Source organism: Singulisphaera rosea (genome assembly GCF_054877945.1).
Genome location: NZ_JBTYIP020000003.1, coordinates 564479 through 585145 on the forward strand (window position 1 = coordinate 564479; position 20667 = coordinate 585145).

A 20667-nucleotide genomic window follows, 5' to 3' on the forward strand; every position below is an offset into this window, starting at 1 on the left:
AGCGCCTCACTCTTGCACCGCTTCACATCCACCGCCGCTCCGGCTTGGCGAGTTCCCTGCCGAGTCGATGGAACTCGTCATGCACCTGCCAGTAGACCTTGGCCAGTCGGGTGCCGCGGAGTGGGCGAAGGCGTTCTTCGGCGTGGCGAAGTTGCTGGTAACGCCTCCCCAGCACGGCCTGATCGCGAGGGACTGAGGACATCTCGGCCGACCCATCGGAGACGAACGGGCACCGGGGCGTCACGCGGCCTTCCGGGCGAGACGGCAGGGAAGTGGTCGTCCTCGACTCGGTCCCCCTCGGGTCTTTCCCCTGACCGGACCAAGGTGAGAGCACCTCGCGATCGGTGAGACTTCGCGGCACGGGTACGAACGGGGCGGTGGCGATGTGCTTGGTCAACATGCGATTGAGCCTCCTTCGGGGTAGCCCGCGAACTCGCCGCGAAGTCCTTCCCCGGCACCCTCACCTACAGCGAACATCCGTACACTATACAGGCTCCTGTTCGCCTGTCAACTCTTTTTCGGGACGACTTCGGACCGATCTCTTTCCGCGAAATCGGAGCCGACATTCCCGGCCCAAGCCCTCCCTCGGCGACCCTCTCCACTTAACAATAATTCAAAATGATCATTCCCTGAATCCAATTGTGCGTCGACGATCCTTGCAGGGGATTGCGATTCGGCCGGATTGACCTTCGGCGTATATTGCAGATACAACGAGGTGGCTCCTGTCGGCCCGGCCGAAGGGAGCTCCGTCGTGGTCAAGTCAAGGACGATGACGGCCCTGAGCGAGAGGGAATAGTCCATGCCCGAGGGAAAGCCGGTCGTCGAGATGACGGAGAGGGATGCCCGCGACTCGCTCGACAAGGCGGTGGAGCGGTTCCTGACGCCCCGGTCGACGGCGGCGACGGAGCGGGATGGCGATTGGATCCGGCGAGGGACAAGCCTTACGCTGGCCTGCGGCCTGGCCGCCACCGCGTGGGGAACGGGCCCGACGGTCTTACTTGCCCACGGGTGGGAGAGCCGGAGGACGCATTGGGGCGCGTACATCGAACCGCTGGTCGACGCGGGTTTTCGGGCAGTCGCCGTGGATGCCCCCGCGCACGGGGACTCGCCCGGTGAGCAGACCCACGTCCTCGAATATGGCCGGTCGCTCCGCGAGGTCGGGCGGGAGATCGGGCCGCTCGTCGGCGTCGTATCGCACTCGTTCGGCGCCGGGGCGATGGCGATCGCACTGCAACGAGGTCTCGAGACCGAACGGGCCGTGTTCATCAGCGGCCCCGCGTCGCTCGTCTCCGTCATCGAGCGGTCCGGGCGGGCTTACAAACTGCCCGAACACGACATCCCCGAGTTCCTCAGGCGGGTCGAGCGCGTGGTCGGCGAGCCGGTCGCCGACCTGGATCTCGTCCGCATCGCCGCAGGGTTGAAGACCCCCGCGCTCATCGTCCACGACCGAGGCGACAAGGAGATGCCCCTCGCGCAAGGGCTCGCCGTGGCCGCCGCCTGGCCGGGTTCGAAGGCCCTGATCACCGAGCGTTTCGGGCACCGGCGCATCCTGATCGCCAAGGAGGTCGTCCGGGAGGTCCTCGCCTTCCTCGAAGGCCGCTAACCCGTCAGTCCTCCCGGGCAAGCGACGGTTGGCATCCCTCCGTCGTGGGGTTACGCTGGTCCTCGACGACTCGAATCGTTGTGGAGAGGCGGGGCCCCAATGCGGATGAAACGGTGGACGATGCAGGTGATCCTCGCCGGGCTGGTCGGCGTCGCCTCGGCAGCGGACGGGCCGCGGAGGTATCTCGACCGACCGGACGCATGGTTCGCCACCGAAGGGGGGCGACGCGTCGCGGCCAAGATCCTGTCGCATCAGTCGGAGCTCGGCGGCTGGCCCAAGAACATCGACACGACCTCGGCTCCTTACGCCGGCGACCGCAAGGCGCTCAAGCCGACCTTCGACAATGGCGCGACGACGGACGAGTTGCGATTTCTGGCGCGTCTCGTTCGGGCCTCGAAGGACGAGCGTGCCAAGGAGGCCTTCGACCGGGGGCTCGACTACATCCTCAAGGCTCAGTATCCCGGCGGCGGCTGGCCCCAGTTTTCGCCTCCGGGGCGGGCCTATCACCGCCACGTCACCTTCAACGACGGGGCGATGGTCCGGTTGATGGAGTTCCTCCGCGAAGTTTCGGACACCTCAACCCACGACTTCGTGGCCGCCTCGAAACGCGAGGCGGCTCGAGCCGCGTTCACGAAGGGCGTCGCGTGCATCCTCCGATGCCAGGTCCGGGTCGAAGGGCGTCGGACCGCCTGGTGTGCCCAGCACGACGAGGTGGACGACCAACCCCGGCCGGGCCGGACTTTCGAGCTCACCAGCCTCAGCGGTTCGGAGTCGGTCGGGATCGTGAGGCTCTTGATGAGCCTGAAAGACCCGAGCCCCGAGGTCGTCGACGCCGTCGAGGCGGCGGTCGCCTGGTTCGACGCCGTCAAGCTCGTCGGCATCCGGCAGGTCGAACGACCCGACCCGCACTCACCGACCGGCCGGAACAAGGTCGTCGTGGACGACCCTTCGGCGCCTCCCCTTTGGGCCCGCTTCTACGAGATCGGCACCAACCGGCCTCTCTTTGCCGATCGCGACGGCGTCCCCAATCACCGGCTGGCCGACATCGGCTACGAACGGCGCAACGGCTACGCCTGGCTCGTCGATTCACCCCGGGGTCTTCTGGAACACGACTACCCGGCCTGGAAACGGATGCGACGGGGCAAGGCCGAAGGACGTTGAGGGTGTCGTCGACGTCGGCCGGCCTCATCAAGCGTCGTGGCCATCCCGTCTCGGGCGAGTCGGCATCACGAATGGTGCCTGGAGCGGGTGCGCGACGTGTCGCCAACCTTGCCCGATGATCATATCGTAGGCCGCACGCATCTGTTGGGCGGAGTCTCGGGGATCCATCCCCCCGACTCCCGTACCGAGGCCGGGTACGGCAAGGCTCCGGATCCGTTGCCCCCCGGCCGAGTTCCGGCCTTCGATGGCGATGAACGCGGCGCGTAACGCCAGGTAGGCGTTCAGGGTCTCGCGGATGGCGCCGGGGATCCGCATCGTAGGGGCCACGACGAGGCAGGGAAATCGGCGGCTGGGCATCTCGAGAAGGATCGCCAATCCGACCGGGAGCTCCCCGAAATGACGCTCGGCGATCGCCGACAGGACCGCGCGTTGGGCCTCGCCCTGATAAAAATCGTCGATATGTTTATCGAATCCGCCGTCCATGTATCCGAAGCTGTTCGCCGGGCTGAGCAAGGCGTCGCATTCGAGGTCGAGGACGTTGCCCTCGAGGATCTCGACACCCTCGACGTCGTGGAAATGCTCGAGGAAGGCCCGGACGACGTCGGGATTCTTGTCGCATAGGCTCACGCGCAGAAGTTCCCCCGGAAGGTCCCGGGCCAACGGCTTGACGAGCGTCAATCGCATTCGCCGGATCCTCCTCGCCAGAGAACGGAGCATCACTGGCCTCTCCAGGATTGCGCCTTGGATCGAGGCGGACCGTGCGAGGGATTCTCGTCCGCTGAGGCAACACCACCGACCCAACATCTTATCGATGCAGGGCCATGCCGAAGAGGAACCGTTTCATAAACGTGACGGACAAGACGCCCGAGACGTTCCTCCATCTCAATTCCTGGAGGTCTCGCATCATCCGACGATCGGGTGAGGTTTTTCGGGAGCGGAGTGACCCGGTTTTCGAAGGAGGGACGTAGAAATCAGAGGAGGGCGTCCGGGGGTCTTGGCATTGCATCCCAACCAATCATAAGGGGCTGACCATGATGGAGTTGGATGCCGTCTTTTCGGGAGGCGGGGTCAAGGGGATTGCCCTCATCGGCGCGTTGTCGGTGTTCGAGGAAGAGGGATATCGGATCGTCCGCCACGCCGGGACGTCGGCGGGGGCGATCGTGGGGGGGCTCCATGCCGCGGGGTTCTCGGCCGAGGAGCTCAAGGCCGAATGGATGGCGGTGAACCTCCGCAGGCAGTTGTTCACGGGTGACCCGGCCGAGGCGGAGGTCGGCCGGGGATCTCCGTTCGAGCTCGACGAGGGGCTCGGCAAGGCCGAGCTCGTGAACGTCTGGGGAAGCCTGAAGGCCCGCCTGTCGGGCAAGACGGGGCCGCGTCGGGCGTCGTCGCCGAAGCGTCTGGGGCTTTTTCCCAGCTCCGGGTTCGGGGCCCTTTTCCGGCACCTCCTGGAGAAGAAGGGGGTGAGGACCTTCCGCGACCTCCGACGGCCCGACCTTCCGGGAAGGCCGCCGAGATACCGGGTCCAGATGGTCGGCGCGGATGTCTCTCGTGGGCGACTCGTCCTGCTCCCCGACGACATCGTCCATTACTCGGGTTTCGACTCACCCGACGACCTGGACGTCGCGCTGGCGATGCGCATCAGCATGAGCGTCCCGGCATTCTTCCGGCCGGTGGCCCTGACCGAGAAGGGGTCGGGGAAGACTTGCTACCTCGTCGACGGCGGCGTCCTCAGCCAGTTCCCGATCGCCTACTTCAACCTCCACGGCAGGGACGAACGCCCGACGATCGGGATCCGGATCAAGCGGCCGGAGGACATCGACCAGACCGTCCGGATCCACGGGCCGGTCTCGCTCCTGATGGCCTGCGCCTTGACGGCGATCGAAGGCCACGACGCCAGGCTCGCCGAGTCCGACGATTGGCGGTCCCGCACCGTCCTCATCCACGGGCGAGACGTCGCGAATCTCAACTTCCTCCTGAGCAACGAACAGAAGTCGCATCTCTTCGAGGAAGGCGTGGCCGCGGCCCGGGCGTTTCTGGCAAATCCCGCCTCACGTTCGTACCTACGTCGCTTTCGCGGCGGTGCCGCGTAAGACGGCGTAAGGCGGACGATTCGTGCGGCCACCATAGGCTGACTGCTCTCGGCGAACGTCCAGTACACCGCAAAGGGATCGACGTCCTGCGGCGGAACCCCGAAATGAATAAGAAATCGGGTGGACTCACTTCGTGAAATCGGAGGAGGGACGGAAGTCGAGGGTGCCACGGGTTCCGACTTCGGACCCCGTGCGGATAAAGCCCGGCCGGCAGCATCGGGCTTGGCCGCAGAGCACGTCGAAGTCGGTACTGACGAGCCGTGTCAGGTTCCTCTTCCGATGTCGTCGGACCTAGCCTCCGTGACCGGGCAAATCGTCTATTTGGTCAAGCCCCCAGCCGGTCAGGGCCTCATTCTTCAAGCAGTCAAACGGCCTCCTGCGCGACCAGTCTTGAAAGTCGGCCAGGAATCGAGGGGGTAGTCCGGGCCCGGTCCGCACGGGGTCCGAGGACGGAACCATAGCACCCCGATACAGATCTTCAATTCCCAACTTCGCAGCTTGAGCCAACAGGGTTTCCTAACGTGGGTTCACTGCGCAGGATCCCGACGCTGCATGTGAGTCTTGCCCCAGGCGCACATGAGCTCGGTGATCGGCCGGAGGGTCTCTCCGTAGGCCGTCAGCGAGTACTCCACGCGGGGCGGGACTTCGGGAAAGACCTCGCGATGGACGATCCCGTGGCCCTCCAGCTCGCGGAGTTGCTGGGTGAGCATCCGCTCGCTGATGCCGGGGATTCTTCGCTTGAGGTCGCTGAAGCGGCGGGTCTCTTCCTTCAACCAGAAGAGGATGAGGACCTTCCACTTCCCGCCGATGACGTCGAGCGTGGCCTCGACCGGGCAGTTGAATTGGCGGGACGGCCCGAGTCGCTTGGTGGCCATACGGACTCCGGAGTAAGTATTGCACTTTTTCCCGCGTACTTGGCGACGACACCAGCCTACCCTACAATCCGCCGGCCTGGGTCGCCAGGCTCGCCGGAGGGGCCGGACACATCTTGATCCGTTGGGGAAGGAGCCGTTCATGATCCTCGTCGTCGGAGCCACAGGGACCAACGGACGCGAGGTCGTCGACCGCCTGGTCGCGTCGGGGGCCGCCGTCCGCGCCCTCGTCCGCGACCCGGCCCGGGCGGCGGACCTGATCGGGAAGGCCGAGCTCGTTCGGGGGGACCTCGACGACCCCGCCTCGCTCGACGAGGCGCTGGCCGGGGTCGAGCGAGCCTTCTTCGTCACGGCGGTCGACCCTCGCCTCGTCGGCTGGTTCCGCAACTTCCTCGATGCCGTCCGCCGCGCGGGGACCGCGCACGTGGTCAAGTTCTCTGCGCTGGGGGCCGATCCCGACTCGACCGTCGAGCTCCTCCGCCAGCACGGCGAGACCGACCGGCTGTTGCTCGACTCCGGCACGCCCTACACGATCCTCCAGCCCAACTCGTTCCATCAAAACATGCTCTGGTCCGCGAAGACGATCAAGGAGCAAGGGGCCTTCTACACCCCGCTGAGGGATGGCCGACAAAGCCTGGTCGACGTCCGAGACATCGCCGCGATCGCCGTCGAGGCGCTCACCCATCCCGGCCACGAGGGACAGACTTACGAGATCACCGGCCCCGATTCGCTCTCGTTCCACGAGGTCGCCGGCGCACTCTCCCAGGCGCTCGGAAAGCCCGTTCGTTACGTGGATGTCCCGCCCCTCGCCGCGCACGACGCGATGGTCCAGGCGGGGACCCCCGAGTGGAACGCCAGGGCCGTGGTGGAGTTGCTCGAGCTCTTCGCCAAAGGGGGCGCCGCCCGCACGACCGAGACGGTTGCGCAAGTGCTGGGGACTCCGCCGATACCATTTGCGCAGTTCGCCCGCGACTACGCGTCCGCGTTCTCGTGAGGTGGGGGATTAGACTGGACGGACGGCCGGGGATTCCGAGGCCTGGCGTCGGTCCCGCTCCCGATGCTCACGACGGAGCCTTGCGACGAGATATGCGACGATACCGACGTTCGCCAGAATGACCACGACCCGCACGAGGGTCGGACGCCGGACGACCTCGTAGAGCTCGAACGGGATCAGGAAGCCCGTGGAGGCCGTGACGAGGTATTCGGCCCATCGGCGTTTGAGGAACAGGCCGACCCCTTCGGCGACGTAGAGCAGGCTATACACGATCAACCCCACCCCGATCGCCTCGAGTTGCTGCCGGTCGAGGCCGGAGAGACGGGCGATGGCGGTGTGGATCTGTTGATCGTCAGGGTCAAGCCTCGAGCGTTTCGCGAGGCGGAGGAGGGTCGCGGGGATGGCGTCGGGATCCAGGCGGAAGACAAAGACCCCCGCGAGGACCAGGGCGAGTGCCTTGGCGAGCTTGTAACACCCGATGACCCAGAGGGCCAGGGAACCTCGGACGTCGGTTCGGGAGATCATCGGGGTAGGGGTCGCTGGGCCTTTGAGGGTGAGGGAAAGCTCTCAACCCAGTCGAGACGCGAGGCAAGCCCCCGATCCCGGGGGCTTGGCCTTCGTCATGCTCTCACTCTTCGTGGCTCCGGGCCAGGATCCGGCGAGCCTTGCGCAAGGTCTCTTCGAATTCGGGCAACCCTCCCACGTCCTTGACGGCGAAGATCATCTCGTCGATGTCTCCCTCCAACTTCGTCAGGGTCCGAAGACGCCCCTCGGGTTCGCCCGCCTGGCGGGCCGGCGCGGCGTCGAGCTGCGCCATCGGCCTGGGCTCGCGCCCGAGCGTCTTCACTCCGTCGCGACCTCGACGCAGCCTCGGCCCTGAGGAGGTGTGGCTGCCGTCGCCGGAGACCGAAGCGGACCGATTGCGTCGCGTCCGGATATTCCCCGAGAGCCCCAGCTCGGAGCGGATCTTCTGCACCAGGGTGGGGCTGATCGTCCCTTCGTGCCCCGCCGCCGCCCACGCCTCGTTGACGAGTTTCGGGTTCGCTTGATCGTTGACTAAGAGTAATTCCTTGATGAAACTGGATTTCCCCTGATCTCTCGCCGTCGCCACCATAATAGACAGTCTCCAGGTCGATTTGTTACGGGACCGACCGCCATCCTTAGCGGGGCAAACGTCCTCCGAACATAGTGTAACCCCTGGCTATGGGGTGGAGTCAATCGTTGCTGTTGTCCACAACCGCGAAAGCAGGGCCAGTACTGTCTATCCTCGGCACCATATGCTGCGACCACGTTCACTTTGGAAAAGAAATGGACACTCATCGCCGAATTTCGCCCGGTTCACGCCCGACGATGACTTCACAACGAAATCACACCGCCCCGGCACCGATCACGCCGCAGATATGAAATTTATCGACGATAGCGGCCGCGCCCTGAAGCCAGGTGCAACAAAGGCGCAACAAGATTTCATCGGACCAGGAGTGCGCCAGCGGGTTGGCGGCTGAATTCAAGAGACCGAGCGAGTGGGAGGGGAGGGGAGGAGAGGGCGCAAAGCCATGCGCCCGAAGACGGCGACGGAGAGGGGTCGTCGTCCCGGGCGCAGAGGGGGAAGCGGGGGGGGGCTGAAGCCTTCGGCATCGTCGTCGGACGTTGGCCTGCGGATCAGGAGATCACGGTCTTGACGACCTTCGCGAGTTCCTCGCCGACGGACGTCAGCGCGTAATAATTGTTCTTGCCCTGGCGGCGGGGCGCGATGATCCCGCCGTGGCGGAGCAAGGCGAGGTGATGGCTGACGGCGGGCTGGCTCTGGTTCAGGTCCTCGCTCAGGGCCCCGACGTGCTTCTCGCCTTCGTGGAGCATGAGGATCACGCGGAGCCGGGTCGGGTCGCTGACTTGCTTCAGGAGGTTGGCGGCGCGCTGGGCCAGCTTGGCGCGGTCCACGACCTCTTTCTTGGCCTTGGTGACCTTGGTCGGCGTCGCCTTCGCGACGACGGGCGCCTTCGCGGGGGGGGCCGCCTTCTCGGCGGCGGGGGTGGCAGCGGGTGCGCTCTTCGCGCCGGCCTTCGGGGCGGCCTTCGTCCGGGACGTTGCAACAGCCATTTTCATGTTCCTGTGATTCGGTGTCGCCGCCGTCGCTTGCGGGACGACACGCCGACCGGGCTGGCCGGACTGTATAAATTCGTGCGTCGACGTCGAGCACGTCGGCGCGGCCTCGACCACACGCGAGGGCCACGGGGCGTGGCCCTAAAGGAGCCTCATCTCGTCTATTGTTAGCATGAAAGGGCCGCTTGTCAACCTGAATTTTGATTATGCTGATGGCATTTTACGATAGTCGCCGGTGCGTGTCTCGCTCGTGAATCCCCCGTGTTATTCTGAAGTGAGAACTCGTGCCTTCTATAGTTCCTTTGAACACGACATCCGTTCGCGACGTCGCCTCATCCCCAAGGAGGCCTCGGTACGTGCCGGGCACGCGTCCCGGCCCAACCCCGCGCACGGCCCAGGAGCGGAGAAGGGGCCGCCGCGAGGCACCGGGTCGCGGGGGAGGCCACGCCATAATCGATCGTTTCGATCTCGTGAAGAAATGAATGTGCCAAGAGCCGAGGAATCGAGAAGTGGACCCGAGGTCGACCGGCAATCCGTCGTGCGGACGACGTCGACGACGAGGGCCGCGCGCTATCCATCGCGACCGCCGGAGGAGGGAAGTCCTGCGCAAGCCCGACGCCGACCCATTCGAAGAGAGGAGGGAAAGGAGCGATGACGAGACCGGGGGTGAGGGTGCCGGCGGTCGGCCGAGGCACATTGCGAGGGCGATGCGCACCATCCCCCACCGACACGACCGACTGGTTTTCCGGCCGGACCTACGCCGTCACCTCGAGCGTTCGCGTTCCAGCCAGTGTTCGGCCTCGAGCCGATAGTATCGCGCGGCGCCGACGTCGATCGAGAATCCGAAGCCGAGGCGCCGCACCCGATTCACAAGCGCCTCCAGCCGTTGCATCCGGGCCAGGTGCCCTTCGAGCGAGGTGATTCGGACGCCCGCACCGTCACTCAATTCGCGCTCGGAGTCGAGGACGAGGCGAGACCAGTAGTAGACGGGGAACGACTCGGTGCGGGATTGGCGGTAGTAGGTCCAGACTTCCTCGAATTGCTGGAGCGCGGCCTGGTGCCGGGCCACCGCGAGCGCCGAGGGACGCGGCTGCGCCGGGACGGGGGCGGCCGAGGTGGCCACGAGCAGGAAGCCGAGGAGTCGGGCCCGTCGCGTGTTCGGAGTCAACATGAGACTCTCCTTGGATGAAATCAACATCGAGGCTCGAGTCCCTGCCGATGCAAACCGATCACGTCGGCCGGCCGTCGAACGAGGCCCTCGCCCGACCTACGTTCTCGAACGTCTCCCAGAAGGTCTCGAGCCGCCACTCATCGAGCAGCCTGTCGACGGTCCGGCTCGGGCTCGCGAGCACCGCGTCTCCCCGATGCTGTCGGACGCGTCGGGTGATCGTCATCAGCAGGCCGACCCCGCTGGGGCCGAGCTCGCCGAGGCCCCGGAGGTCGAGGACGAAGTTCCGATACCCCTGCGCGAGCATCTCGTCGACGTCCTTGCTCGCGTCGAAGTGCCTCGGGTCGTCCATGAGCCGGCCGAAGTTGCTCAGCACAACGGTATCCCCGTCGATCCGGATCTGGACCGGCATGGTGTCTCTCCACGTTGGAGGAATGACCGTCGCGATAGCCCCGGGCTCACTCCTCAAGGTCGCCGAATTCCCGGTACCGGCTCGGGACGGTCGCCCGCTCAGGCCGAGAAACCGACAGGTGAGCATCACTCAATCGGGCTGCGTCACGGGTCGGATCGAGAACTCCCCGAGGCGGTGCCGACCGGCCTCGGCAACGTAGTGGCGATACGTCCGGTCGATCCGGCCTCGCATCGCCTCGTCGACCTCGCGGACCACCCGGCCCGGAACGCCGAGGACCACCGAGCCAGGGGGGACGACCACCCCCTCGGCCAGGACCGCCCCCGCGCCCACGACCGAGCCCCGGCCGACGCGGACGCCGTTGAGCAGGATCGCCCCCATGCCGATCAAGCATTCTTCCTCGACGACGCAGCCGTGGAGGATGACCCGATGGCCGACCGAGACCCGTGGGCCGATCAGGCAGGGGAAACCCGGGTCGGCGTGGACCATCGAGAGGTCCTGGATGTTGGTCTCGTCGCCGATCGCGACTCGCTCGGTGTCGCCCCGGATCACCGAGTTGTACCAGACGCTCGAACCCTTCCCGAGCTCGACGTCGCCCAGGACGATCGCCCCTCGGGCGATGAACGCGGTTGGGTCGACCATGACGATGCAACTCGCGAGTGCAGCCCCGCGCCTTCTTCGGCCCGAAGGATGAGCGTCTCGACGGCCCTCCGCCCCTCATCCCTCCGATAGTCTCTCCCCATTATTGCAGATCCGCCGGCGAGGGGAAGCCGGCCGAGCACCTTGCTGCGTAACTGCCTCGGGATGTCGGCCGCGGTGAACTTCGCGGGTGTCCGCGCCGTCATTGATGTGGGACTGAGGCCTTCGGAAAAACGCCATGTCGATGGCAGGAGCGCCATCGACAGGTCTTCGGTAGACCATGTCGGCTCAAGGTGCGAAATTGGTGCTGGATATAGCGGGTCAAGGGTGGCACCGGCTGGAACAACCCGTGCGACCCGAATCAGGCATGATCCACATGCCACATAACCATGTGCAACATAACAGATTTCGCTTCATGAACCGACCATGTCTCGGAATTGTTGTTCCGAGATCGCGAAGGAATAGGGATCTCGCCGTCATAGATTGAGACTCGCTCCCCTGGCTCGTCGTCTCCCATTCACGCGCAGGAGTTTTTGTCGTGGTCCCGCTCGTCTACCACCCGCGATACAACATAACGGCGTTCGGGCTGGAGCGTCGGCATCCATTCGACGGCCGGAAATATCGCCGAATCCGCGACGCATTGATTGCGCGCGGGGTGCGTCGGCCGAGCGATTTCGAACGGCCTCACCCCGTGAGGCGTGCCGAACTGCTCAAGGTCCACACGCCGGACTACCTTCGATCGCTCCGTCGCAGAGCGGTGCTCGTGCGGATCCTCGAGGTGCCGATCGTCGCGGCCTTGCCTCGATGGTTGGTCGACTGGCGAATCCTGACGCCGATGCGGTACGCGACGGGGGGGACGATCCTCGCGGCCCGCCTGGCGGTCGATCGGGGCCTGGCGATCAATCTGGGCGGCGGATATCACCACGCGGGTCCCGATTGGGGTGGCGGGTTCTGCGTCTATTCCGACGCCGCACTCGCGGCAACGATCCTGCATACGGAAGGGCGGGCCGCGCGCGTCCTCGTGGTGGACCTCGACGCCCACCAGGGCAACGGCACCGCGGCCGTCTTCGCGAGCCGAGACTGGGCGTCGATCTTCGACGTTTACGAGGAGGACCTCTTCCCGAGCCACAAGGAGCACGAAGACTATCCCGTGCCGATCCCCGCGGGCCTGGCAGGCCTCGAGTACCTCGACCTCGTCCGAGAGCTCCTGCCCGAAGCGCTCGACGCCGTCCGTCCGGACCTCGTGATCTACAACGCCGGATCCGACCCGTTCGCGGACGACCCCTTGGCTCGGCTCCGCCTCTCCGCCAACGACCTCGCCGAGCGCGACCTCCTCGTCGTCGACATGATCCGGAGCCGGGCGATCCCGGTGGCGATGGTCCTCTCCGGCGGGTATTCTGCGGACTCCTGGAAAATCCACGCCGATGCCATCGAGGGGATCCTCACCCGGTTCGACGCCGGGTCGTAACGCGCACCGGGGTCGAGCGTCGTGCCGATCGGTCCGGTCGGCACGTTCGATGAGGTGATCGGTTTTTGCCTTCCATCAAAGGGAGTGGACGGGGATGCTCGATTCGTTCCGGACGGCCCGACTTAAGGCCGAGCGCCTGCGGCCCGAGCACGAGGGGGAGTTCGCCCGGATGCACGTGGATCCGAAGGTCATGGCGACGCTCGGGGGCGTCCGCTCCGACGAACAGTCGCGGAAGTTCTTCCTCGAAAGCCTCGACCAGTGGGATCGCGACGGGCACGGGCTCTGGGTCTTCCGCGACCCCGAGACGAACCAGTTCGTCGCCCGGGCTGGGATCCGGAGCGTCCACGTCGACGACATGGACGAGATCGAGCTGGCCTATGCCCTGATGGCCGAATACTGGGGCCGGGGTCTTGCCACCGAGATCGCCGAGACGCTCGTCGCGATCGCCTTCGATCAACTCGGACTGGACCATCTCATCTGCTTCACCATGACGACCAACATCGGATCGCGGAAGGTGATGGAGAAGGTGGGATTCACATTCGAACGTGATATCGTTTACAACAACATGCCCCACGTCCTCTATCGCCTCAATCGCCCCACAACCCGGGGCGAGTCGGGGAAGGGCTGAACGAGGACGTCGATGAGGCCACGCCGGAGTGGAACACACTCAAGAAAAGGCGACTCTATCCGCAGATGACGCAGATTGACGCAGAGGAAAATCCTGAAATCTTTCCATTTCATCTGCGCCAATCTGCGTCATCTGCGGATCGTCTTCTGCTTCCCTATTCTTAGTCCGCTATCGGGTTTCGGGACTCAGGTGTGGCCGCTCGTGACCTTGTCGAAGACCCGGCAAAAGTTCCCGCCGCCAACCTTGGCGATCTCTTCGGGAGTGAAGCCCTGGCGGAGCATCTCGGCGACGGTCGCCTTGAAGAATCCGCCGGACATGCCGGGCCAGGCGGCGTTGGTGGATTGGCCGGCCCTCGAGGAGAGGATGTCGGTGTCGCTGCCGATGCCGACGTGGTCGACGCCGATGGCGTCGGCCAAGGCCTTGAGGCCCCCGACGAACTCCTCCATCGAGTCCGACAGCTTGGTCCACACGCCGACGACGCCGCCGGCGTCCGCGACGACGCGGGCGTGTTCCTTGCTAATCAGGCGCGGGGCCATCATCTTGGCCATCCGGGGATTCTTGCCGGCCCTCGAGTCGAGGCTCGTGTGGGAGACGATCACCGGCTGCGTCGACACCTTCAGCGCACCCAGCACCGTCTCGTGGCTGGCATGGGCGAGGTCGACGACGATTCCCAGTCGGTTGCACTCCTTGACGACGGACGCGCCGAAGGGGGTCAGGCCGCCGTGCCGCGCGGGTTCGGTATAGATGTCGCCGAGCGGCTCGACCTTGTCGCCCTTGTCGTGCAGCAGTTGGAGGTGGCGCAGGCCTCGCTTGTACACATCTTCCACCCGCTCGAGGTGTCCGTGGAGGAAATGCGACCCCTCGATCGACTGGACGATGGCGGGCTGGCCCTTGTCGTGTGCGGCCTGGAGGTCCTTCAAAGTCAGGGCGAGGGTCAGGCGGCCCTTCTCCATCAGCCCGTCGATCGCGGTGAGCCCTTGCTGGAACGTCTCGTAGGGGTTGCTCGCGTTGAAGTCGAGGCGGAAGGCCGCGCATACGGCCGTCAAGCCCGATCGCTTGATCTCTCCGGCCAAGTTGAGGTCGGATTGCGACTTCTGTTGGGCCTTCGGGCCCGGCCCCGACCTTCCCCCTCCCGGGGTGACATGGTTGTGCATGTCGATGCCGGTGGTATCGGCCAGGACTTTCGCGACCCGTGGGTCTTCCTCGGTCTGCGCCCGGAGCCATCCCGGCGCGAGCAGCGCCGCGACGTTCGCCCCGACCACTCCCGCGACAAACTCCCGCCGTGTATGACGCCGTCGCATGTGTCACATCCTCGAATTGATTGACGTTCGCCTCGCTCGTCCCGTCCATGATCACGAACACGACCCCTCGTTGATCCCTGTGATCCTAGCGTTTAGGCTCCGCGTTTCCGTACTTCGAAATGCTAAAATCCCCTTCATGATGACCTGCTCGAGGCCGGCCGGGCCGCCCTTTGACGCCTATCGCCTCGATCGTTTTGCGCGTATCTTTGTGGTTGGCGAGGGGCGTTGTCCAAAGGGCGGCGAGAGCGACGAACCGCTCGGGAGTTCCCGGGCGACCCGGCGACTTTCGTCGCGCGAGTCCTGATGCAACAGCGAGGATGGGGCACATGGGGTTCGTTGAGATTTCGGAGTACGCGGCGATCGAGCCCGTCCCCGGGTGTCGGATGAGGACGCCGTTCGGGAAGAACCTGATGCTGTCGTACCTCGAGATGGACGACGGGGCGGAGATCCCGACGCATTCGCACCCGCACGAACAGGGCGGGATGCTGATCAAAGGGACGGTCGACCTCACGATCGGCGACGAGACGCGTCGGGTCGAGGCCGGGGCGATGTTCTTGATCCCTTCGGGGGTGCCGCATCGGGTCGTCGCGATCGGGCCCTCGGTCATCCTCGACGCCTTCAGCCCGGTGAGGGAAGACTACGCGGAGCTCGCGAACCGGTATATTCCCACGCGCTGAGGCCGAGCCCCTGGGGTGACATGGGCCTCGATTCCATGCCTCCGGAAAAAAGTGGGAATCGTTCGCCCCGCTCGCGGCACTACTGACCAGTTGACTCGCCTCGAGGAGATGGCCGATGGTGGGCAAGTCGGTGCGCACCGACCTCCTGAGACAGATCCAAACCCTCTACACGGTGGGTGCGGTCGGCGCCTGGACCGATCGACAACTGCTGGAACGGTTTCAGGAGGGGCCGGGCGGAGAGTCCGAGGTCGCCTTCGCCGCCCTGGTGGAGCGGCACGGCCCGATGGTGCTCCGCGTTTGCCGGGACGTGCTCGGCGACCCGCACGACGTCCAGGATGCGTTCCAGGCCACGTTCCTGGTCCTGGTGTCGCGCGGTGCCCTGCTGCGCAAGCGGGATTCGTTGGCGAGTTGGCTATACGGGATCGCACTACGCGTCGCGAAGCACGCACGGGCGGATAAGGCTCGGCGGCGCAAGCATGAAGGGCGTCGGTCCTTGCCCTCGGAGGCGGTCGCCCTCGAGGAGGGGGATGGCCTTTCCGGATGGCCGGAGCTCCACGAGGAGATCGCCCTCCTTCCGGAGAAGTATCGGGCGGCGATCGTGCTCTGCTACCTGGAAAACCAGTCAACCGAAGAAGCCGCCCAACTGCTGGGTTGCCCGCGCGGCACGGTCCTGTCGCGGCTCTCTCGAGGGCGAGAGCGGCTGCGAACTCGGTTGACCCGTCGGGGAATCGCGTCGGCGACTGGACCGCTCGGGGCGTTGCAATGGCCCGGAGTGTCGACCGTGGTGCCGGAAGCGCTGATCGAGGCCACGGTCCAGGCGGTCGGCCAGGCCGGTTCGGGGAAACTCGCGGTGATGCTGGCGGCCGGGGCGTTCTCGGCCCGCGTCGCATTCTTGGCGAAAGGGGCGATGACGACCATGATCTCGACCAAGCTTAAGCTCGCGGCTTTCGGCGTCCTCTCGTCGGGGATGCTGGCCGCCGGCGCGGGCGTATTGGCACAGCAAGGCAGGCAGCCACGCCCCTTGATGGTCATCGCCAGAGATCACGGGGAAACGCACAAAGCGACTCCCGAGGCGCACTCGATCCCTGTTGCGCTGCCCGGTCCTGAGTCCGTCCTCGTTGCGAGCAACGCGGAACCCACGCTTGAACCAGGCCCGAGTGTGCCGGAACCGGACCTGGCTCCTCCCTCGGTCCCACTTCCCGTCGCGGGCTCGTCCCCCCCAGGAGATCCGCCGTTGCCGGCGCCTGGGGCACCACCGGCCCACTCTTTGCCGTCACCGGTTGATCTCCCGCCATCAGGATCCATCGCGATTCCGCCCCCCTCTGTTCCTTCGACCCCGCTGACCCGCGAAGAGAAGTTGCGGGACGATCTCGAGCATGCCATCAAGGAGCTTTCCACTGAGGTGGAGTCCCTGAACCGACTCCTGAAGAAGACGCAGACCGACCTGGTCAAGACCCAGGCGGAGCTCGCCCGATTGAAGCGGGCTCGCGAAGCCCTGATGGTCGTCGAAGGCGCGGAGCAACCCGCCGAAGAGTTTCCCCATAGCTCAACGGAGCTGCCGCAGCCAAAGAACCGAAGTCCATTCGATCTCGACACGACCCCTCCTAACACGGCCCCTTCCCTGGGCGTGCCAAGCCCCGGACTTCCGGTAGCCCCCGGTGAGCCGCCTCTGGCTCCCCCCGACAAGCCGGTCGTGAAACCCACGGAGCCCGCACAGACGCCCCCTTCGGCACCGTTGGCTTCGCCCTCGACTCCGCCGCCTCCGGCCGAGGCAGGGACCTCGGCAGTGCCCCCGCCAGCGGAAAACAAGCCACCCGTCGACATCGAACCCCCTCTTGAATAGGCATCCTCGGTTGTTCCGAATCCGTCAGGAGGAGTGAGAGCTACTCCCGAAACCCGGCTTTTCTTCAAAGCCGGGCTTCGGGAACAGAAACCGGGGCACAAGGGACCGCCTCTCAGCAAAGATAATCGCATGAATCTATTATTCCGAAGGCCGTCGCCCAGGCTCTTGTGAACGAAGCACTTTCAGACCGGTGCCCCTTGCTCCGGAGTCTTCGGGGTCCAGGCGAACGTGTACCGGTCGGCGAGTTGCAGGCGGGTCATCAGGATGATCTCCTGGGTATGTCCGCTCAGGTGGCCCAGGGTCTGCCAGAGGGCGGCGAGGGCGGTCTCATCGAAGCCCTGGATTCGCCGAGGTTCGAGGAGCGTTGAAGCGTCCAGGCCCGCCAGGACGCGGTCCGCCTCCGCAACCACCGCCTCCAGGCCCCGAAGCAATTCCGCCTTGGGGACGTCGTCCCGCTCGGAGAACTCGCGAGGGCGGTCGCGGACGTCCGGCACGCCGCCGACTCCGGAGACGATCCACTGGCGAAGGTTGCCGTTGAGGTGCAACAGCAGGTTGGCGATGCTGTTCAGCGACTCGTGAGGTCGCCACCAGACCTGCGCGTCATCCAGTTGGTTGACGCCGTGCTCGATCCGCTCGACGTTTTCACACAAGCGCCGCCTTGCTTCGGCGATGAAGGCCGAAGCCACGTCTGCGGACTCTCCCGTCGTCGATTCGATCGCCATCGCATCCTCCGGTTTCGGTGGCTCGAAGGTCGAGCACGTTGCGGTTCGGTGGGTCGAACCACGACAAGTATGGTCTTCGAGGACGTCCCGGTGCGACCTCTGCGAGACGATTGCGTGCCGTTCCCGGCACAACCGGCTATGCGAGATGCCCCCGGGAGGTATGATTTCGCGTAGGGATATCGAGACGAGCCGAATTCGAACCTCCGTATCAAACACCCTCGCCGCGAATCCTTCCGCATGGATTCGCGAGGGTGTCCTGTGTCTGCCAATTCCTCGGAGAATCTCTTTTCGAGGTCAAATCATGAATCCAGCATCCGTGCATTTGCCGTTCGCCGAGAAACCGTCGCGAGAAGCGGCTCGGATCCTCCCCGCGCCGAACTTCCGACGCCTCGTCTGGAAATCGGCCCTGCTGAACTTCGGGATCTTCCTGTCCGCATTGCCGCTCGCCTGGTTCATGGGCGGGTCCAAGGCCATCGCACCCGCCCTCCGTCTGCTCCTGGTCGTCAGCCTGGTCGTCTGGTCCGCGACGTTCACCATCTCCGCCTTCATGTCCCTCTGCTGGATCTTCCGGAGCCAACGCCAACGCCGCCTCCGAGCCTCCTCGACTGGGGGCGGCGTCGCCGACAATTGGCTGGACGGGCCAGGTTGACCTCGCACGAGAGACAGGAGCCGGATACCAAAGCGGGGGAGGACTCACCACAAAGCACACAAAGAATGAAAATCCATTGTCGTTTTTTGATTCTTAACTTTGTGTCCTTTGTGCCTTTGTGGTGAGTCCTCCCCGCCTGGAATGGCAAGCGATGCCATCAGCTCGCGTCGCGGAAGTCCGCGAAGAGCGTGCGGAGAGCTTCGGGGTCGACGGGCTTGACGAGGTGGCGGTCGAAGCCGGCTTCCTTGGACTTGCGACGGTCTTCGTCCTGGCCCCAGCCGGTGACGGCGACGAGGAGCAGGGCGTCGGGGTTGGGGCGTTCGCGCATCTGCCGGGCGACCTGGTATCCATCCATGCCGGGCATGCCGATGTCGAGGAGGACGACCTGGGGGTGGAATTCGTCAGCGGCCTCGAGTGCGGCGATGCCACTGTGAGCGACGCGGACTTCCTGGCGGTAGAGTCGCGACAGGAGCCGCGCGAGACTCCGCGCGGCGTCTTCGTTGTCGTCGACGACGAGGATCCGGCGCCGCGGCAGAGTCGACTCGGTGGGGGCCGGAGCAGGGGGAGGGGTCGGCGGTGAGGGCAGAGGCTTCGGCTCTTCGTGAACCCCCGCGACGGCCGGCAGGGCGGGCAGACGGATTTCGAAGGTGCATCCTTCGCCCGGGCCTCCGCTCCGCGCCGTGACGGTGCCGCCGTGGAGTTCGACGAGGGCCCGGACCAGGCCGAGGCCGATCCCCATGCCCCCTTTCGAACGGCCAGGATCGCTCCCGGCCTGGACGAACATCTCGAAGATCCGGGGGAGCATCTCCGACTCGATGCCGATGCCCGAGTCGCGGATTCGGACGAGGACGTTATCTCCCTCGCGGGTCGCCGAGAGCCGGATCCGGCCGCCGGGCTCGGTGTATTTGACGGCGTTGCTGAGGACGTTGTCGAGGATCTGCTCCAACCGGGTCGGGTCGGCCTCGAGTCGGATCGGGGCCTCGGGCCTGGTGATGGTCAAGGCATGACCTCGGTCCCGGATCGACGACCGGGACGACTCGACCACGCGGTCGACGGCGGCCATAACGTCGACGATCTCCTTACGCAGCGCGATCTTGCCTTGCGTGATCCTCGAGACGTCCATGAGGTCATCGACGAGTCGTGCCAGGTGGACGACCTGGCGCTCGGCCATGGCCCTCTCGGACTCGAACTCGCGGCGATCTCCGGCGTTGTCGCCCATCAGGTGCAAGGCGTTGCGGATGGGGGCGAGGGGGTTGCGGAGCTCGTGCGCGAGGACAGCGAGGAACTCGTCCTTGCGGCGGTCGGCCTCGCGGAGGGCCTCCTCGGCCCGCCTCCGCTCGGTGACGTCGCGGAAGACCAGGGCCGCGCCGACGACTCGCCCCGCCCCGTCTCGAATCGGGGTGGCGCTATCGTCGATCGGCCGTTCCGAACCGTCCCGGGCGACGAGCAGGAGTTGGGCCGACCCGGCGACCTGGCCATCGCGAAACGCCCGATCGACCGGGTTCTCGGCCGGGGCCCGAGATTGTTCGTCGATGACTCGGAAGACCTCCTCCAGGGGCCGCCCCAGCGCCTCGTCCGAATCCCAACCGGTGAGGACGCGGGCGACAGAATTGAGGAGGGTGATCCGGCCCCCGAGGTCGGTGGCGATGACCGCGTCGCCAATGCTCTCGAGGGTGACCCGGAGCCATTCCCGATGCTCCCGGACCTGCTCCTCGACCTTCCACCGTTCGGCGAACTCTCGTTCGAGCTGGCGCTGCTTCGAGCGTGCCTCTTCGGCGCTCGCCTCGGCGCGTCTCTGAACGACATTCATCGCACCCCCCATCAGGGAGTTCGCCAGGCCGACGAAGAGGAAGATGCCGAAACCGACCTGGGAGACGGGGTCATCGATGGTGAGCAAGCCGCCGGTGGGGGGCAGGAAGTAGTACCGGGCCGTCAACGCGCTGAGGAGCAAGGCGAGGAGGCTCGGCCCGAGGCCGCCGAACCAGGCCGCGAAGACCAGCGCGGGGAAGTACGTGATGACCGGGAACCGAGTCCCCAGCATCGGGTTGAGCCGCACACGAATGTATGTCGCGGTCGCGACGCAGAGGATCGCACACCCGTATCGCAACAGCCAGGGGCGTCCCTTGATCGCAATCGACGAGTCCAGGTCCTCGAAATCCGGGCCCAATCGAGGTTTCGGATTGCTGATGGTCATGTCGCCCCTCGCCGCTCCCCGCGCCGCAGGAAGAGGCTATCTTACCGAGGATCGACGCCGAGGTGCCACGCCGCGTCCGAACGCGCGGCCGAGCGGCCGAGCGGCCGCCCCGCGGAGATCGCAGGGGTCCCCGACAAGCCTAGACCACA

21 protein-coding genes are annotated in these 20667 nt (G+C 65.7%); 9 read left to right on the plus strand and 12 right to left on the minus strand.

The annotated features are described in order from the left end of the window. Positions 1 to 22: 22 nt before the first annotated feature. Positions 23 to 400 (minus strand): hypothetical protein, encoded by a 378-nt coding sequence (locus tag ACYOEI_RS08500; protein WP_462848971.1) that lies wholly within the window; start codon positions 398 to 400, stop codon positions 23 to 25. Positions 401 to 799: 399 nt separating this feature from the next. Here ACYOEI_RS08500 and ACYOEI_RS08505 point away from each other — a divergent pair, with 399 nt between their 5' ends. Continuing rightward, the gene (locus ACYOEI_RS08505) at positions 800 to 1603 is read left to right on the plus strand and encodes an alpha/beta fold hydrolase (RefSeq protein WP_462848972.1); all 804 of its coding nucleotides are present in this window, start codon (positions 800 to 802) and stop codon (positions 1601 to 1603) included. Between the two features lie 99 nt (positions 1604 to 1702). Then, positions 1703 to 2764 (plus strand): pectate lyase, encoded by a 1062-nt coding sequence (gene pelA, locus ACYOEI_RS08510; RefSeq protein WP_462848973.1) that lies wholly within the window; start codon positions 1703 to 1705, stop codon positions 2762 to 2764. Between the two features lie 27 nt (positions 2765 to 2791). On the opposite strand, the gene ACYOEI_RS08515 is transcribed toward pelA, so the two are convergent. Further along, on the minus strand, positions 2792 to 3448 hold the full coding sequence (locus ACYOEI_RS08515) for a macro domain-containing protein (protein WP_462848974.1): 657 nt from the start codon (positions 3446 to 3448) through the stop codon (positions 2792 to 2794). Between the two features lie 347 nt (positions 3449 to 3795). Between ACYOEI_RS08515 and ACYOEI_RS08520 the strand changes: the two genes are divergently transcribed. Beyond that, complete coding sequence (locus ACYOEI_RS08520; RefSeq protein WP_462848975.1) at positions 3796 to 4854, plus strand: patatin-like phospholipase family protein; 1059 nt, start codon at positions 3796 to 3798, stop codon at positions 4852 to 4854. A 527-nt stretch (positions 4855 to 5381) separates the two neighbouring features. On the opposite strand, the gene ACYOEI_RS08525 is transcribed toward ACYOEI_RS08520, so the two are convergent. Continuing rightward, the gene (locus ACYOEI_RS08525) at positions 5382 to 5729 is read right to left on the minus strand and encodes a winged helix-turn-helix transcriptional regulator (RefSeq protein ID WP_462848976.1); all 348 of its coding nucleotides are present in this window, start codon (positions 5727 to 5729) and stop codon (positions 5382 to 5384) included. A gap of 139 nt (positions 5730 to 5868) precedes the next feature. Here ACYOEI_RS08525 and ACYOEI_RS08530 point away from each other — a divergent pair, with 139 nt between their 5' ends. Further along, complete coding sequence (locus ACYOEI_RS08530; protein WP_462848977.1) at positions 5869 to 6720, plus strand: SDR family oxidoreductase; 852 nt, start codon at positions 5869 to 5871, stop codon at positions 6718 to 6720. Positions 6721 to 6729: 9 nt separating this feature from the next. Here the strand turns inward: ACYOEI_RS08530 and ACYOEI_RS08535 are convergent, their stop codons facing one another. The 6 genes from ACYOEI_RS08535 to ACYOEI_RS08560 form a co-directional block, all read right to left on the minus strand. Further along, positions 6730 to 7245, minus strand: a complete 516-nt coding sequence (locus tag ACYOEI_RS08535; protein ID WP_462848978.1) for a DUF2127 domain-containing protein — start codon at positions 7243 to 7245, stop codon at positions 6730 to 6732. Between the two features lie 103 nt (positions 7246 to 7348). Then, complete coding sequence (locus ACYOEI_RS08540) at positions 7349 to 7834, minus strand: hypothetical protein (protein ID WP_462848979.1); 486 nt, start codon at positions 7832 to 7834, stop codon at positions 7349 to 7351. 545 nt (positions 7835 to 8379) lie between these two features. Continuing rightward, positions 8380 to 8658 (minus strand): ArsR/SmtB family transcription factor, encoded by a 279-nt coding sequence (locus ACYOEI_RS08545; RefSeq protein ID WP_462849116.1) that lies wholly within the window; start codon positions 8656 to 8658, stop codon positions 8380 to 8382. 925 nt (positions 8659 to 9583) lie between these two features. Then, the gene (locus ACYOEI_RS08550) at positions 9584 to 9991 is read right to left on the minus strand and encodes a hypothetical protein (protein ID WP_462848980.1); all 408 of its coding nucleotides are present in this window, start codon (positions 9989 to 9991) and stop codon (positions 9584 to 9586) included. A 58-nt stretch (positions 9992 to 10049) separates the two neighbouring features. Then, the gene (locus tag ACYOEI_RS08555) at positions 10050 to 10400 is read right to left on the minus strand and encodes an STAS domain-containing protein (protein WP_462848981.1); all 351 of its coding nucleotides are present in this window, start codon (positions 10398 to 10400) and stop codon (positions 10050 to 10052) included. A gap of 129 nt (positions 10401 to 10529) precedes the next feature. Continuing rightward, positions 10530 to 11039, minus strand: coding sequence for a gamma carbonic anhydrase family protein (locus ACYOEI_RS08560; RefSeq protein WP_462848982.1), 510 nt, complete (start codon positions 11037 to 11039; stop codon positions 10530 to 10532). 535 nt (positions 11040 to 11574) lie between these two features. Here ACYOEI_RS08560 and ACYOEI_RS08565 point away from each other — a divergent pair. After that, positions 11575 to 12504, plus strand: coding sequence for a histone deacetylase family protein (locus tag ACYOEI_RS08565; protein WP_462848983.1), 930 nt, complete (start codon positions 11575 to 11577; stop codon positions 12502 to 12504). 94 nt (positions 12505 to 12598) lie between these two features. Next, complete coding sequence (locus ACYOEI_RS08570) at positions 12599 to 13132, plus strand: GNAT family N-acetyltransferase (protein WP_462848984.1); 534 nt, start codon at positions 12599 to 12601, stop codon at positions 13130 to 13132. A 185-nt stretch (positions 13133 to 13317) separates the two neighbouring features. On the opposite strand, the gene ACYOEI_RS08575 is transcribed toward ACYOEI_RS08570, so the two are convergent. Further along, a complete protein-coding gene (locus ACYOEI_RS08575; RefSeq protein WP_462848985.1) occupies positions 13318 to 14433 on the minus strand; it encodes a dipeptidase in 1116 nt (371 codons plus the stop codon). Positions 14434 to 14759: 326 nt separating this feature from the next. Here ACYOEI_RS08575 and ACYOEI_RS08580 point away from each other — a divergent pair, with 326 nt between their 5' ends. Both ACYOEI_RS08580 and ACYOEI_RS08585 read left to right on the plus strand, forming a co-directional pair. Further along, positions 14760 to 15110 carry a cupin domain-containing protein gene (locus ACYOEI_RS08580; RefSeq protein WP_462848986.1) on the plus strand — a complete coding sequence of 117 codons (351 nt, stop codon included), beginning with the start codon at positions 14760 to 14762 and terminating at the stop codon, positions 15108 to 15110. Between the two features lie 115 nt (positions 15111 to 15225). Further along, positions 15226 to 16953: an RNA polymerase sigma factor gene (locus ACYOEI_RS08585; protein WP_462848988.1), complete on the plus strand. Its 1728-nt coding sequence runs from the start codon at positions 15226 to 15228 to the stop codon at positions 16951 to 16953. A 182-nt stretch (positions 16954 to 17135) separates the two neighbouring features. Here the strand turns inward: ACYOEI_RS08585 and ACYOEI_RS08590 are convergent, their stop codons facing one another. Further along, complete coding sequence (locus ACYOEI_RS08590; RefSeq protein WP_462848989.1) at positions 17136 to 17675, minus strand: DUF1572 family protein; 540 nt, start codon at positions 17673 to 17675, stop codon at positions 17136 to 17138. A gap of 301 nt (positions 17676 to 17976) precedes the next feature. Here ACYOEI_RS08590 and ACYOEI_RS08595 point away from each other — a divergent pair, with 301 nt between their 5' ends. Beyond that, complete coding sequence (locus ACYOEI_RS08595; protein ID WP_462848990.1) at positions 17977 to 18324, plus strand: hypothetical protein; 348 nt, start codon at positions 17977 to 17979, stop codon at positions 18322 to 18324. 157 nt (positions 18325 to 18481) lie between these two features. Here ACYOEI_RS08595 and ACYOEI_RS08600 read toward each other — a convergent pair whose 3' ends face one another. Beyond that, positions 18482 to 20518: an ATP-binding protein gene (locus tag ACYOEI_RS08600; protein WP_462848991.1), complete on the minus strand. Its 2037-nt coding sequence runs from the start codon at positions 20516 to 20518 to the stop codon at positions 18482 to 18484. Between the last annotated feature and the right edge of the window lie 149 nt (positions 20519 to 20667).